The sequence below is a fragment of the Francisella frigiditurris genome, from assembly GCF_001880225.1.
Lineage (GTDB): Bacteria > Pseudomonadota > Gammaproteobacteria > Francisellales > Francisellaceae > Francisella > Francisella frigiditurris.
In genome coordinates this window covers 375949-389463 of record NZ_CP009654.1, presented here as the reverse complement: position 1 = coordinate 389463, position 13515 = coordinate 375949, and the positions used below count along the sequence as shown (strand labels likewise).

Below are 13515 nucleotides of genomic sequence, written 5' to 3'. Positions count from 1 at the left end.
ATAAAAACTAATATGTTATAATTATCGATAATCTTCAGGGCAGGGCGAAACTCCCTACCGGCGGTAACTATTCTTATAGAAGCCCGCGAGCGCTTTTTGTTAATTCAAAAAGGTCAGCAGATTTGGTGAGAATCCAAAGCCGACAGTATAGTCTGGATGGAAGAAGGTTATTTAAATGATATTTTTTGGATTTTGCTATAGGGTAAAATCCGCTTATTATTTGCTGCTCTTCCCTATTTTCCTGAGCTAATTAATAGTTAAGAAAAACTAGATGAAAAATATTGATCATTATTACATGCAACAAGCTTTAATCCTAGCTAATAGAGGTAGGCTGACAGTATCGCCTAATCCTATGGTTGGTTGTATTATTGTTAAAAATGGTCAAATAGTTGGTGAAGGCTGGCATCAAAAAGCAGGGCAGCCGCATGCTGAGATTTACGCTATCAAGATGGCAGGAGAAAAAGTCCATGGTGCAACAGTTTATGTAACATTAGAGCCGTGTTGCCATACTGGTAGAACTGGTCCATGTACTGATGCTTTAATTGCTGCAAAAGTTAAAAGAATAGTTATAGCAACTTTTGACCCCAATCCTAAAGTTGCAGGAAAGGGTATTGCTAAACTTCAAGAGGCTGGATTAAAAGTAGAAGTAGGTATCCTTGAGAAACAGGCAAAACAGTTAAATAAAATATTCTTTCACTATCAGCAAACTAGAAAACCATATGTTTTTGCTAAATGGGCTATGTCTTTAGATGGTAAGATATCTGTTAATAATAGTGACAGTAAGCAGATAAGTTCAGAAGCGTCTAGAGAATATACTCATCAGACTCGTAATATCTGTGATGCCATAGTAATAGGTAAGAATACTTTATTAAGAGATAACCCTAAGCTTGATGTAAGAGTTGGAGTTTCAGAAATTGTAAACCCTATAAGATTTGTAGTTTTCTCCAAATTAACAAAAATAGACTCTAATTGGCATATATTAGATCAAAAAATAGCTAAGACTATATTCGTATGTACTGATATTTCTAGTGAAGCAGAGGAAAAGCTAAATTCTTTAAATATTGATTTCTGGCTATTGCCAGCAGCCGGGGATGGTAGGAAAGTATTTTTAGAAAAATTTTTGGAAAAAGCTGGATCTGTACGAATCTCAAGTGTTTTGATAGAAGGCGGCAAAGGACTTCTAAATGATTTTATAAACCAAAAATTAGTTGATGAATTTATGGTATACATATCACCGGTTTTGATAGCAGATTTTGAAAATAAGCAAAAGTTGATTTTTAATTCTGTTGGTAGGCTTGATAAAGATATTTTAGTAAGTGCTAAAGTGAAGGGAGATAATTAATGTTTAGTGGTATTGTTCAGGGATTAGGAGCAGTAAAAAAAATAAATATTAAGAATAAGGTTAAGACTTTTTATATAGCTTTTGAAAACTGTCATAAGTGTAGTATTGGTGATAGTGTGTCTATAAATGGTACATGTCTTACAGTAACTGACTTTAATGCAGATCATTCAATGGCAAGCTTTGATGCTGTGCCAGAAACGTTAATAAAAACAAATTTAGATAGTTTAGAGATTGGTAGTTTAGTAAATACAGAAACAGCTATTAGATACGGAGACCTTGTTGGTGGGCATATGATGCAAGGCCATGTTGATGAAAAAGGTATTATAAGAAATATACAAGATGTTGGCGGTGCATGGATAGTTGAGATATCTGCTTCCAAAGACTTTATAAACTATCTTATACCTAAAGGCTTTGTAAGTATTGATGGTATGAGTATTACAGTTGTAGAGGTATTGGAAGATAGCTTTACTGTGACCTTAATTCCTCATACTGTTGAGGTAACCATAGCAAAAAACTATAAGAAAGATTCAGCTGTGAATTTGGAAGCAGATGCGACAGGTAAATATATTTATAAATATGTTAAAGGATTAAAAAATGTTTAATCAAATAAAACAAAATGTAGAAACAGCGATAGAAGCGTTAAAAGTAGGTAAGCCTGTAGTTGTGCTAGATGACTATGATAGAGAAAATGAAGGGGATATGATATTTCCTGGGCAAATGGCAACAGCTGAAAATATTGCTTTCATGTTGGAGCATACTAGCGGTATTGTTTGCTTAGCAATGGACTCTACTCATGCAAAGAAATTAAACTTAACTCCTATGGTTGCGGCAGATCAAAACAATAGTACTTTTACTACACCATTTACGGTTACTATAGAGGCTAAAGAAGGAGTTACAACGGGAGTTTCTGCTAAAGATAGAGCTCATACTATACAAGTAGCTTCGAAAATAGATGCTAAAGCAGAAGAGCTAGCAAGACCTGGTCATATTTTTCCTCTCATTGCTAATGATAAAGGGGTTATTGGACGTAATGGACATACTGAGGCAACTGTAGATTTAATGAGACTAAGTGGCTTTAATAGTGCTGGCGTTCTATGTGAGCTAATGAATAGAGATGGTACTATGATGAAGGGCGATCAACTAATAGAGTTTGCTAAAAAGTATGATCTATCACTATTAACTATAGAAGAGCTATATCAGTACAGATTAGCAACAGAGATTTTTGTTGAAAAAGAAGCTTCATCAATAATTCCTTTGAAAGATGTTGGTGATTTAGAGATGTCTGTTTATAAAGATAAATATACTAAAGAAGAAGTAGTGGTTTTATCTAAAGAGTATAAAGGAAATAATCCTTTAGTTAGAATGCATTCATCTTGTATCACAGGAGATTTATTTGGTTCTTTAAGATGTGATTGTCAGTCACAGCTTCACCATGCTTTAAAAAGAATAAGTAATGAGGGTGGTTTTTTAATATATCTTGAGCAAGAGGGAAGAGGTATTGGTTTAATCAATAAATTAAAAGCATATAACTTACAAATGCATGAGAACTTAGATACGATAGATGCAAATCTTGCATTGGGTCTTCCTATAGATTCTAGAAAGTATGATTTAGCTGTCCAAGTTTTAAAATTTAATAATGTGGACAGATGCCGTTTGCTTTCTAACAATCCCAAAAAGAAAGAAGCTTTAGAATCGGCTGGTATAACGGTAGAGCTTACAGAAAGTGAATCTTTTATTAATAAGCATAATGAAAATTATTTAAAAACTAAAATAGATAGAATGCAGCATAAAATTAAGGGTCTTTAATATGAATAAATTAGCAATAGTAGTAAGTGAGTTTAATTCTTTAATTACAGATAAAATGTTAGAAGGTGCTTTAGAAGAAGCAAAGGCTCAGGGCTTAGCAGATAGCCAAATTGAAGTTAGAAAAGTTCCTGGTGCAGTAGAGTTACCTTTTGTTGCAAACCTTTTAGCAAAAACAGGTAAATATGATGCGGTTGTACTACTTGGTTGTGTAATTCGTGGTGAAACAGACCATTATGATTATGTCTGTGATCAAGTTAGTTATGGTACTCAAGAGGTTATGCTCAAGTATGATCTGCCAGTTATATTTGGTATTTTAACAACTCATAATAAAGAGCAAGCTTTAGAAAGAGTGGGAGGTAAAAAAGGACATAAGGGTAAATACTGTGTACAAGCAGCTATTACAATGGCTAAAATAAAAGAAGAGATAATAAAAAAATAGAGGAAAAAGATGGCTTTAGAAATTTTAGAGTATCCTCATCCTTTTTTGAAAGAGGTTGCAGAACCTGTATCAAAAGAAGAAATAAATGATTCATTGAGAGAAATTTTTAATGAAATGGCTGGATTGATGGATGATGCTAGAGGCGTTGGGTTAGCGGCTATTCAGGTTGGTATAAAGAAAAGATTTTTTATAATGCTTGATAATATAGAAACAGATTCTCCAAATATTGTTGTGGCTATAAATCCAGAAATTATAGAAAAAGAAGGAACAATAATTGATGAAGAAGGTTGTTTATCATTCCCTGGCGTTTCAGCAAAAGTTAAAAGAGCTACTAAAGTAAAGATGAAAGCTTTAAATGAGTTCGGTGAAGAATATATTATGGAACAAGAGGGCTATTTAGCTCGTTGCATTCAACATGAAATAGATCATTTAAATGGCATTACATATTTTGATCATCTAGGTCCTTTAAAGAGGCAAATGATAGAAAAAAAATATAAGAAACTAATGGTAACTAACTCTTCACTATAAATAATAGAAATTCTTTATCCTAAAATTGGTTTTTTACTTTACTTTTGCTTTTTACTAGGCAAAAATTATGGGGCGCGTCTCACTTTTTGTAAGAGGAGAATTTTATGAGAAAAATGCTCAGAGGTTTATTTATATTATCCTTAATGTTAGGGCTAACCTCTTGTGGAAATTTATTAACCAAAGATAAGTTTGTATATCTTGGTCATGGGGTTAATACTCCTAATTATCAATTGTATTATGACAAAACAAGAAAAATGTTTATGTTAGTTGATAAGAGACATGGATGTTTTGAGAAGGATTATTCAGGTACTTGTATTGCCTTTACACTAGAAGAGGCTGAGCAATTTAGAGAGCAAGCTTTAGCTAAGATGATAGATATAGATACTAAACTGTCTCAAGATAATTATGGTAATAATAGGATAGGTGATCTTGATAAAGCTGGTATTACAACTATCAGAAAATCTATAGATATAGGAACAATTAAAGCAACTCCTATTAAACAAGTTGTTGTAGATAGAGAGAAAGAATATGCTTTAGTTAAAGATAAATATAAGCTAGCTGCAGACTTGGTTGGTACAATAGTTTCAAGTAACGGACATAGAGAAATTAAAGTATTCTATGTTGTGAGTTTCCCAGCTATTGCTGAAAGTAGTAATGCTAACACTATTCTTGAGCCATTTATAGTTGATCCAGAATATTTATATTTACATATGACTAACTCAGCGGTTAAGCAAGTTAAAAAACTTCAGACAAAAATAGAGAAGAAAAATACTGTTGTGAAAAAAGAAGTTACTAACTATTTAGGAGAAATCGTAGATGGTAAGCCAGCAAATACTAATGAAACAGAGTCGGAGAAAGCTGCAGCTAACCCTTAAGGTTTCAACTGCGCAAGCAAAAGTAGTTTCGAGTGGAAGTAGTGAAGAGGTTGTTCAATCTTAATTTTTTTAACTCTTTTCTGAATTAGTCAGTTATTATTCCACCACCTAAGCAAATATCTTTATCATAAAATACTATAGATTGACCTGGTGTAATAGCCCTTTGAGGTTCATTAAATTGAACGTTTACAGAATTATCATCATTTAATATAACAGAACATTTTTGATCTTTTTGTCTATATCTAATTTTTGCAGAACATTCGAAGCTTTTTGCTGGAGGATGACCAGCTACCCAGTTTAAGTTAATAGCATGTAAATTTTGTTTAAATAGTAAAGGATGATTATGTCCTTGAACAGCTATAAGAATATTGTTTTTTAAATCTTTACTTGCTGCAAACCAAGGTATCTCTGGACGATTCTTGACTCCACCAATACCTAAACCTTGTCTTTGACCTATGGTGTAGTACATAAGCCCATCATGCGAGCCTATTTTGATACCGTTTTCATCATGTATTTCACCAGGTTGCGCAGGAAGGTATTTAGACAAGAATTCTTTAAACTTTCTCTCACCTATAAAACAGATGCCAGTACTATCTTTTTTGTCGAAAGTAACTAGGTTATTCTCTTTAGCAATTTCTCTAACTTTATCCTTACATATCTCGCCAATAGGAAATAATGTTTGAGAAAGTTGCTCTTGTCCTAGAGTGTATAAAAAGTAGGTTTGATCCTTATTATCATCAAGCCCTTTTACTAATTGATAAGTTCCATCTTCTGCTTTTTGACATCTTGCGTAATGTCCAGTAGCAATATAGTCTCCACCAAGTAGTTTCACGTAACTTAAAAATGCTTTAAATTTAATTTCTTTATTGCATAAGATATCTGGATTTGGAGTTCTACCAGCTTTGTATTCAGTTAGGAAATGCTCAAATACATTATCCCAGTATTCTGCAGCAAAATTTATTTTCTTAAAAGGAATGCCAATAGAATTACAAACAGCTTCAGCATCTTTTATATCTTCTGATGCAGAACAGAATTCATCTGTATCATCTTCTTCCCAGTTCTTCATGAAAACACCAGTTACATCGTAACCTTGCTGTTTTAATAAAAGTGCTGAAACGGAAGAATCTACGCCTCCAGAAATTCCTACTATTACTTTTTTTGTCACAATAATAGTCCTATTATTTTTTTAGTACAGATAAGAAAGCCTCTTGAGGAATTTCTACTGAACCAATATTTTTCATTCTCTTTTTACCTGCTTTTTGCTTCTCTAAAAGTTTTCTTTTACGAGAAACATCTCCACCATAGCATTTTGCAAGTACGTTTTTTCTAAGCGCTTTTACAGTACTTCTTGCGACAACTGTGCCTCCGATGGCAGCTTGTATAGCAACTTCAAACATTTGCCTTGGGATTAGCTCTTTAAGCCTCTCTACTAATTCTCTACCTTTATATTTAGCTTGATCTTTATGAACAATACTAGCCAAAGCATCAACCTTATCTCCATTAATAAGTACATCTAGCCTCACCATGTTTGCCGGTTCATAACGATGTAATTCATAATCTAAAGAGCCATAACCTTTTGTTACAGACTTTAAAGTATCAAAAAAGTCTGAAACTACTTCAATCATAGGGAGGTCATAAGTAATAGATACTTGGCTACCTACATAATTCATATCAACTTGTATACCTCTTTTCTCTATACAAAGAGTTATAACGCTTCCTACTTGATCTTTAGGCACAAGTATATTTGCTCTAACAATAGGCTCTTGAATTTCATCAATTGAACCAGGATCAGGGAGCTTTGATGGATTATCAACTTGGATAACTTCACCATCTTTCTTAACAGCTTTATAAACGACTGTAGGTGCAGATGTTATAAGGTCTAAATCATATTCTCTTTCAAGTCTTTCTTGGATAATCTCCATATGAAGCATTCCTAAGAAGCCACATCTAAATCCAAAACCTAACGCTTGAGATGTTTCTGGTTCAAAAAATAAAGAAGCATCATTTAAGCTAAGTTTCTCTAAAGCTTCACGGAAAGCCGGATAGTCATCTGAACTTATAGTAAACATCCCAGCATATACTTGAGGTTGAACTTTTTTAAATCCTGGTACAGGTTTATCTGTTGGGTTATGTGTTAAAGTCAAAGTATCTCCAACTGGCGCGCCATGAATATCTTTTATTCCAGCTACTATAAAACCAACTTCACCAGCCTTTAAATGATCTAAATCTTTCATTTTAGGGGTGAAAACACCGAGTCTATCAACTTGATGAGAAACACCTGTTGACATGACCTTTATCTTGTCACCAGCTTTTAATGTACCATTTTTAATTCTAACTAATGATACTACTCCTAAGTAGTTATCGAACCATGAGTCGATAATAAGAGCCTGTAATTTTGCATTTACATCACCTTGAGGTGGGGGCACTTTTGCAACAATAGTTTCTAAAACATCCTCAACACCAAGTCCTGTTTTAGCACTACATGTTGTAGCACCAGTCGCTTCAATACCTATTATTTCTTCTATTTCTTCAGAAACTTTGTCAGGATCTGCTGATGGGAGGTCTATTTTATTTAATATAGGAATGACTTCTAAATTTTGTTCTATAGCTGTATAACAGTTAGCAACTGTTTGAGCCTCTACACCTTGAGCGGCATCGACTACTAGCAGAGCTCCTTCACACGCAGCCAAAGATCTAGATACTTCATAGGAGAAATCTACATGCCCGGGAGTGTCAATAAAGTTTAATTGGTATGTTTCACCATTTTTTGCAAGGTAATCCAAGGTCACTGACTGAGCTTTTATTGTAATCCCTCTTTCTCTTTCTATATCCATAGAGTCAAGAACTTGCTCTTTCATCTCTCTTTCTGAAAGTCCATTACATACCTGTATAAACCTATCAGAAAGTGTAGATTTGCCATGGTCAATATGTGCAATAATTGAGAAGTTTCTAATATTTTTCATTATGTATAATTTTATATGTAGCCTAATAACTAATTAGTTATCTATTATGCTATAAATCGTAATTAAAATGTAGGTGCTAAGCTTTAATAAAATAAAGTGATTAATGAATTAGGATAAATATATATGAACTAAGTTTTACAAGTTGTCTGGATTTCTATAGCAAAATGATTACTTTCCTGCTGTTTGGAGAGAGAAATACCAAGCTTTAGAAAAAAGTTATATAATAATCAGATGTGTTTTTAATTTGTAAAAAAATAATGTTAAATTTTTTTAATCAGCCAAAAGCTTTCTATACTATTTTTATGCTAGAAATATGGGAAAGATTTGGTTACCAAGCTTTAATCTCTATATTAGTAGTGTATCTTCAAACTGGCAACATTCAGTTAAGTGAAAGCCATGCAATAGCGACTTATGCAACGTTTGCTGCTTTAGTGTATGCATTTATTGTAATAGGCGGTTATATAGGTGATTTAGTACTTGGAGCCAAAAGGACTATAGTTTTTGGACTTATTCTACTTTTATGTGGTTACCTTTTATTAATATTACAAACTCAAGAAGCAACTTTTTGGGGATTATCATTTATTTGTATTGGTACAGGACTTTTTAAATCTAACCCAACAAGTTTGTTATCAAAGTGTTATGAAGGCTATGACTATGGCATGATTAGCAATGCTTTTACTCTATTTTATATGTCTATTAATATAGGTTCATTGCTTGGGATAATATTTATTCCAAACTTAGCTAAGAGCTTTGGCTATTCAGCAAGTTTTATTGTTATAGCATTGGCTCTTGTTCTTGCTATTACTACATTTGTGGGTTTTTATTTTACAATGAAGAATCTTTCCACTTATGCGGGCAGTAAAAAGTTAAATTATAAATATCTATTTTGGGTTATAGTGGGCGTGGTAATAATGATATGTATTACTAAGTATTTATTAGGCTATTTAATTATTGCTAAGTTAATAGTAACGGTAACATTCCTTATATGTTTGTTAGTTTATTTATATATAGCCTTTTTATATAAGAAAGAAGGCTTCTTCTATAAGATGATGTTGGCTTTGATATTAATGGGAGAGGCTATCGTTTATAAGATTTCATATATACAAATGGCTTCATCTATAAATCTATTTACGATTAAAAATGCTAGTCATTCTGTTTTTGGTGTTTCTATTGCTCCAGAGACATTTCAGGCACTTAACCCTTTATGGATATTTATATTAAGTCCATTATTGGCTTTTTACTATGTTCGCTCAAATGAAACTAAATTTAGCTTAACTTTATATAGTAAGTTTTCTACGGGATTATTTCTGATAGGATTTTCATATGTTTTATTGTATGCTTCAAAATTTGCAGCTGTAGACGGCATTGTATCAGCTTACTGGTTGATTGCAAGCTATGGCTTTCAATCTTTAGGAGAGCTTTTAATATCTGCAATAGGACTATCTATGTTTGCAAGATTGGCTCCTGCAAAATTTAATGGTTTTATGATAGGCGTATGGTGGGTTTTCTTAGCGTTTGCTTCAATACTTGGTGGATTAATAGCTCAATTAACAGCAGTAGATAAAAGTAAGGTTGCTGTAATGACACAACAAATGTCTTTGATAAATTATACAAACTTTTTTCTTTATATTGGTTTGGCAATTATTATTTTCTCACTTGTTTCATTTAAGCTTTCTCCTATAAAAAGAAAACTTATGACTCTGTAGAGGCTTTAACTTATACACATTTGAGTATTTATTGTTGACAAAAAAAAAGATTATATGCAAAATAGTGGAGCTATTTATAATAAAAAATTAGTTTCTTGTTATATATTTCCCAAGAAACGATATATAGAATTAAATATTTAAGAATAAATTGGAGAAGAAAATTGGCTAACTCAAAACAAGCAAAAAAAAGAATAGTTCAAGCTGAAAAAAACCGTCAGCATAATGTTGCTCGTCGTTCTATGATGAGAACTTTTTTAAAGAAAACAGCATATGCTATTGAGAGTGGAAACTTAGAAGTAGCAAAAGAGAACTTTGCAAAAGCAGTTCCTTTATTAGATAGATATGCAGCTAAAGGTCTTATTCATAAAAATAAAGCTGCTAGACATAAAGCTCGTCTAAATGCTAAGATCAAAGCTCTTTCTGCAGCAGCTTAATTTATTTATATTTTCAATTAGAATACTGGCTCTTTCGTAGGAGGAGCATAGTTTCCTGAAATTCCAACTAGTCTATCTTCATTATTGAAAGTTAGAACAAGCTTTAATTCATTAAATTCAGAATACTGCATGCGTTCTTTATATGTATTAACATATATAAATTGATTTGGGTTGAAGCTATCAACAATATCTGGTGATCCAAGTAAATATTTGACTTCATCCTTAGTCATATTTGGCTTAATTTCTAGCATTTTATCATTGTCTATGTCTTTGCCTTGAGGAACAGGTGCTGTATAAGCAGGAACCCATGAGCAACTACTTAATGTCAGTGATGAAAATCCTGTTAAAAGGCATAAAATGAAGAGCTTTCTTTTCATAATCTGTTTATTAATCTTCTAAGCCAGCAAATAGCTTTTGGTCGATAATATCACAAAGGCAGTGAATTATTAGTATATGGTTTTCTTGAATTCTCGCAGTAACATCAGAAGGAACTCTTAGTTCAATATCTCCATCTTTATACATAGTGCGCATAACTCCACCATCTTTTCCTGTCATAGCTACTATTTGCATATCTAAGTCATGGGCTTCTTCTATTGCTTTAACAATATTGCTTGAGTTTCCACTAGTTGAAATAGCAAATAAAATGTCACCTTCATTACCAAGAGCAGCTACTTGTTTAGAAAATATTTGTGAATAGTCATAGTCATTACCAATTGATGTAATCGTTGATGTATCAGTGGTTAAGGCAATAGCTGGAAGAGGAGGTCTCTCCATTTCGAAGCGGTTTAGTAATTCTGCAGAAAAGTGTTGAGCATCAGCAGCTGATCCACCATTTCCACAAACAAGAATTTTACCGCCATTCTCTAAGCAAGAAACCATGGCTTTAGCTGCTTGTACAATTGCTGGAGGTAATATATTGGCAGTTTCAATTTTAGCTTGGATGCTATCTTCAAAGTGTTGATTTATTCTATCTAAAGAGCTCATTTTTTTAAAACAACCTAAACGAATTTTAAGAAAATTTTACTACATCTGAAAATCAATATCTAATCTTTATTATTGGGGAGTATGTCTAAAGATAAGTTAATATTTGTGATTTATAGGAATTGGATATATCTATTTTGGAGCATATAGTTAGCTACTAGCTTAGAAAAATGATTATAATTTACTAAAGTCTAGATAAAAGTTTAGTGAGAATGTCAGTAAATAAAAACTCTAAAGTTTTAGTAACGGAGATCCTTAGTAAAAATTGTTATTGTTTAGATCGACATGGAGGACTTAAGGATGTTGATATTAGTATTGGTGCGAACTTTACTAAAACTAAAGATTTAATATGGATAAGATTAACTCCTAGAGAGGTGAAACCGTTCTTTGAAAAATTTCTTCCAGATGAGCCAGACTTTGTAAAAGATTCATTGTCAGCACTTGAAACAAGGCCTAGGGTATTAGTTTATAAAGATGCTTTATTGGCGACTTTTCGAGGCATAAATTTAAATAAAAAATCTGCACCAGAAGATATGATCTCAGTGAGATTGTGGATGAAAGATAATATTATTATAAGTGTTCAGAGAAGAAGCCTATCAAGTATTAATAATATTCTAGATAATTTGAAGCAAGGTGCTGGTCCAGTTAGCTCGGCAGATTTTTTAGAAGATCTTTTGGCAGAGTTAATAGATAAAACTTCTGAAACAATAAAAGAGTTAGACGATCAGTTGGATAAGATAGAAGATCATATCTTGAGCATCAAAAATGCTGATCGCATAAATCTTAATGTTATTCGTCGCAGAGTTATTGTATTAAGGCGCTATCTAATACCTCAGCGAGATGCTATTAACCGAATCCCAGTAGATAAAATAAGTTGGTTAGATGAGAAAAATTTAGCACATCTTCGAGAAATAGCAGATAGTTGTACTAGAGTTGTTGAGTATCTTAATGCTGAGTATGAAAGAGCTAATATTATTCATGAAGAGCTCTTTGCTTTAGTGCAGGAGAATATAAATAAGAAAATGTATATTTTATCTATAGTGGCAATAATTTTTATGCCTTTAACTTTTATTACTGGTTTGTTGGGAATAAATGTAAATGGTATTCCGGGAGCTGGTTATAAATATGCTTTTTTAATAGTGTGTTTAATAATTTTTATAATAAGCTGTTGTCAGATTGTTTATTTTAGAATAAAAAAATGGCTATAACCTAATATTTGAAAAATAGCTAAAATAAGGAGAAAAGTATGAAGTTTATTGTAAGAATGATAAGCGTATCTTTAGTGTCATTAATATTAATTAATATATCTATGGCTAATGATACTGAAGGAGCACAGACGCAACCGAGTACTATTAATGAGGCTACTCAAAAAGTCACAGGAGAAACTCATAAAAGTCAAAGAGATTATGTATTACCTTTTAAGGAAGATAGAGTTGAACATAGAAAGGATAGAAGAGATAGAAAAGAAAATAAAAGGAGTAATGCTAACACTACAGAAAACAATAGTTAATTTTGAGAAGCTAAAAGGTATAGTAAAGACATTCTTATAGGAATACTGTACTTCACCTGATCAAAATGTTTTGCGCATGGAAGATTATCTATTGATCTATCCATTTCATCTACACGAGGTAGTGGGTGAAGGATTATTAATTTACTCGGGTCAGATATGTGTTTTCTATCTAAAAAGCACAGATCTTTATTTTTTAGATAATCTTCATAGTATGTAAATCTTTCCTGCTGGACTCTAGTTACATATAGAACATCTAAGCTGTTAATAACTTTTGGATCTATTTTTTCATGCTCATTAAATTCATTACCATTTCTTTCTATGAGCTCTTTAATATCATTTGGAATCTTAAGATCTTCTGAAGAAATGAACTCAAAAGAACAGTTATAGTTTGATAATATTTTTACTAAAGAATGTACTGTACGACCATATTTAAGGTCTCCTAATACGCCGACCTTAAGATTATCAAGAGTATTTATTTCAGAATATATAGTATATAGATCAACAAGTGATTGAGTAGGGTGCTCATTTTCTCCATCTCCCGCATTTATAACAGGGGAGTTAACATATTTAGAAAATTCTTCAACGCTATTTGGCTGAGGATGTCTCATTACTATAATGTCAGCATATTGATCTATAACTCTGCCAGTATCATCCAAGGTTTCCCCTTTTTTGATTGAGCTTGAAGCACCATTTTCTAAAGATATTACATTCCCACCAAGTCTATACATCGCTGATTCAAAAGAGAATCTTGTTCTTGTACTAGGCTCAAAGAATAAAGAGGCTAAAATTTTTCCATCTAAATCTTTAATTCTTTCTGAGTTGGCTAATTTGTCTTTATATATATCTGCTTGGTTAAAGAGTTTTTTTAAATCTTCTTTGCTGATTTGTTCACCTTTTAAAAGCTTTTGAAATGATAACATTGTTTGTCCTC

The 13515-nt window shown here is 32.4% G+C and carries 15 protein-coding genes and 1 riboswitch; of the genes, 10 read left to right on the top strand and 5 right to left on the bottom strand.

What is annotated here, in order from left to right; all coding sequences use genetic code 11:
• Positions 1-26: 26 nt before the first annotated feature.
• A riboswitch (FMN riboswitch) is annotated at positions 27-172 on the top strand.
• A gap of 99 nt (positions 173-271) precedes the next feature.
• The 6 genes from ribD to KX01_RS01980 all read left to right on the top strand — a co-directional run bounded on the left by ribD (position 272) and on the right by KX01_RS01980 (position 4990).
• The gene (ribD, locus tag KX01_RS02005) at positions 272-1342 is read left to right on the top strand and encodes a bifunctional diaminohydroxyphosphoribosylaminopyrimidine deaminase/5-amino-6-(5-phosphoribosylamino)uracil reductase RibD (protein ID WP_071663402.1); all 1071 of its coding nucleotides are present in this window, start codon (positions 272-274) and stop codon (positions 1340-1342) included.
• A complete protein-coding gene (locus KX01_RS02000) occupies positions 1342-1944 on the top strand; it encodes a riboflavin synthase (RefSeq protein ID WP_071663401.1) in 603 nt (200 codons plus the stop codon). Before ribD ends, KX01_RS02000 begins: the two co-directional genes overlap by 1 nt.
• On the top strand, positions 1937-3148 hold the full coding sequence (gene ribB, locus KX01_RS01995) for a 3,4-dihydroxy-2-butanone-4-phosphate synthase (RefSeq protein WP_071663400.1): 1212 nt from the start codon (positions 1937-1939) through the stop codon (positions 3146-3148). Before KX01_RS02000 ends, ribB begins: the two co-directional genes overlap by 8 nt.
• Position 3149: 1 nt before the next feature.
• Entirely contained in the window at positions 3150-3587 is a 438-nt protein-coding gene (ribH, locus tag KX01_RS01990) for a 6,7-dimethyl-8-ribityllumazine synthase (RefSeq protein ID WP_071663399.1), read from the top strand.
• Positions 3588-3596: 9 nt separating this feature from the next.
• The gene (gene def / locus KX01_RS01985; RefSeq protein ID WP_071663398.1) at positions 3597-4115 is read left to right on the top strand and encodes a peptide deformylase; all 519 of its coding nucleotides are present in this window, start codon (positions 3597-3599) and stop codon (positions 4113-4115) included.
• Between the two features lie 104 nt (positions 4116-4219).
• Complete coding sequence (locus KX01_RS01980; RefSeq protein WP_071663397.1) at positions 4220-4990, top strand: FTN_0109 family protein; 771 nt, start codon at positions 4220-4222, stop codon at positions 4988-4990.
• Between the two features lie 85 nt (positions 4991-5075).
• On the opposite strand, the gene mnmA is transcribed toward KX01_RS01980, so the two are convergent.
• Complete coding sequence (mnmA, locus tag KX01_RS01975) at positions 5076-6158, bottom strand: tRNA 2-thiouridine(34) synthase MnmA (protein ID WP_071663396.1); 1083 nt, start codon at positions 6156-6158, stop codon at positions 5076-5078.
• Between the two features lie 10 nt (positions 6159-6168).
• Positions 6169-7953, bottom strand: coding sequence for a translation elongation factor 4 (gene lepA, locus KX01_RS01970; protein WP_071663395.1), 1785 nt, complete (start codon positions 7951-7953; stop codon positions 6169-6171).
• Between the two features lie 302 nt (positions 7954-8255).
• On the opposite strand from lepA, the gene KX01_RS01965 reads away from it, so the two are divergent.
• Both KX01_RS01965 and rpsT read left to right on the top strand, forming a co-directional pair.
• A complete protein-coding gene (locus tag KX01_RS01965) occupies positions 8256-9659 on the top strand; it encodes an oligopeptide:H+ symporter (protein WP_232223347.1) in 1404 nt (467 codons plus the stop codon).
• Between the two features lie 161 nt (positions 9660-9820).
• On the top strand, positions 9821-10093 hold the full coding sequence (gene rpsT / locus KX01_RS01960; protein ID WP_071663393.1) for a 30S ribosomal protein S20: 273 nt from the start codon (positions 9821-9823) through the stop codon (positions 10091-10093).
• Positions 10094-10110: 17 nt separating this feature from the next.
• Here rpsT and KX01_RS01955 read toward each other — a convergent pair whose 3' ends face one another.
• Together KX01_RS01955 and KX01_RS01950 are read right to left on the bottom strand one after the other, a co-directional pair.
• Positions 10111-10470 (bottom strand): outer membrane protein assembly factor BamE, encoded by a 360-nt coding sequence (locus KX01_RS01955; protein ID WP_071663392.1) that lies wholly within the window; start codon positions 10468-10470, stop codon positions 10111-10113.
• Positions 10471-10480: 10 nt separating this feature from the next.
• Positions 10481-11077, bottom strand: coding sequence for a phosphoheptose isomerase (locus KX01_RS01950; protein WP_071663391.1), 597 nt, complete (start codon positions 11075-11077; stop codon positions 10481-10483).
• Between the two features lie 209 nt (positions 11078-11286).
• Here KX01_RS01950 and KX01_RS01945 point away from each other — a divergent pair, with 209 nt between their 5' ends.
• Positions 11287-12282 carry a CorA family divalent cation transporter gene (locus tag KX01_RS01945; RefSeq protein ID WP_071663390.1) on the top strand — a complete coding sequence of 332 codons (996 nt, stop codon included), beginning with the start codon at positions 11287-11289 and terminating at the stop codon, positions 12280-12282.
• 38 nt (positions 12283-12320) lie between these two features.
• The gene (locus KX01_RS01940) at positions 12321-12584 is read left to right on the top strand and encodes a hypothetical protein (protein ID WP_071663389.1); all 264 of its coding nucleotides are present in this window, start codon (positions 12321-12323) and stop codon (positions 12582-12584) included.
• Here the strand turns inward: KX01_RS01940 and pyrB are convergent.
• Positions 12581-13504, bottom strand: coding sequence for an aspartate carbamoyltransferase (gene pyrB / locus KX01_RS01935; protein WP_071663388.1), 924 nt, complete (start codon positions 13502-13504; stop codon positions 12581-12583). The two genes, KX01_RS01940 and pyrB, sit on opposite strands and share 4 nt — an antisense overlap.
• Between the last annotated feature and the right edge of the window lie 11 nt (positions 13505-13515).

Bases quoted from the DNA above. Each gene is read 5' to 3' on its own strand.
- ribD (WP_071663402.1), top strand. From the start codon at position 272: ATGAAAAATATTGATCATTATTACATGCAACAAGCTTTAATCCTAGCT.
- KX01_RS02000 (WP_071663401.1), top strand. From the start codon at position 1,342: ATGTTTAGTGGTATTGTTCAGGGATTAGGAGCAGTAAAAAAAATAAAT.
- ribB (WP_071663400.1), top strand. From the start codon at position 1,937: ATGTTTAATCAAATAAAACAAAATGTAGAAACAGCGATAGAAGCGTTA.
- ribH (WP_071663399.1), top strand. From the start codon at position 3,150: ATGAATAAATTAGCAATAGTAGTAAGTGAGTTTAATTCTTTAATTACA.
- def (WP_071663398.1), top strand. From the start codon at position 3,597: ATGGCTTTAGAAATTTTAGAGTATCCTCATCCTTTTTTGAAAGAGGTT.
- KX01_RS01980 (WP_071663397.1), top strand. From the start codon at position 4,220: ATGAGAAAAATGCTCAGAGGTTTATTTATATTATCCTTAATGTTAGGG.
- lepA (WP_071663395.1), bottom strand. From the start codon at position 7,953: ATGAAAAATATTAGAAACTTCTCAATTATTGCACATATTGACCATGGC.
- KX01_RS01965 (WP_232223347.1), top strand. From the start codon at position 8,256: ATGCTAGAAATATGGGAAAGATTTGGTTACCAAGCTTTAATCTCTATA.
- KX01_RS01955 (WP_071663392.1), bottom strand. From the start codon at position 10,470: ATGAAAAGAAAGCTCTTCATTTTATGCCTTTTAACAGGATTTTCATCA.
- KX01_RS01950 (WP_071663391.1), bottom strand. From the start codon at position 11,077: ATGAGCTCTTTAGATAGAATAAATCAACACTTTGAAGATAGCATCCAA.
- KX01_RS01945 (WP_071663390.1), top strand. From the start codon at position 11,287: ATGTCAGTAAATAAAAACTCTAAAGTTTTAGTAACGGAGATCCTTAGT.
- KX01_RS01940 (WP_071663389.1), top strand. From the start codon at position 12,321: ATGAAGTTTATTGTAAGAATGATAAGCGTATCTTTAGTGTCATTAATA.
- pyrB (WP_071663388.1), bottom strand. From the start codon at position 13,504: ATGTTATCATTTCAAAAGCTTTTAAAAGGTGAACAAATCAGCAAAGAA.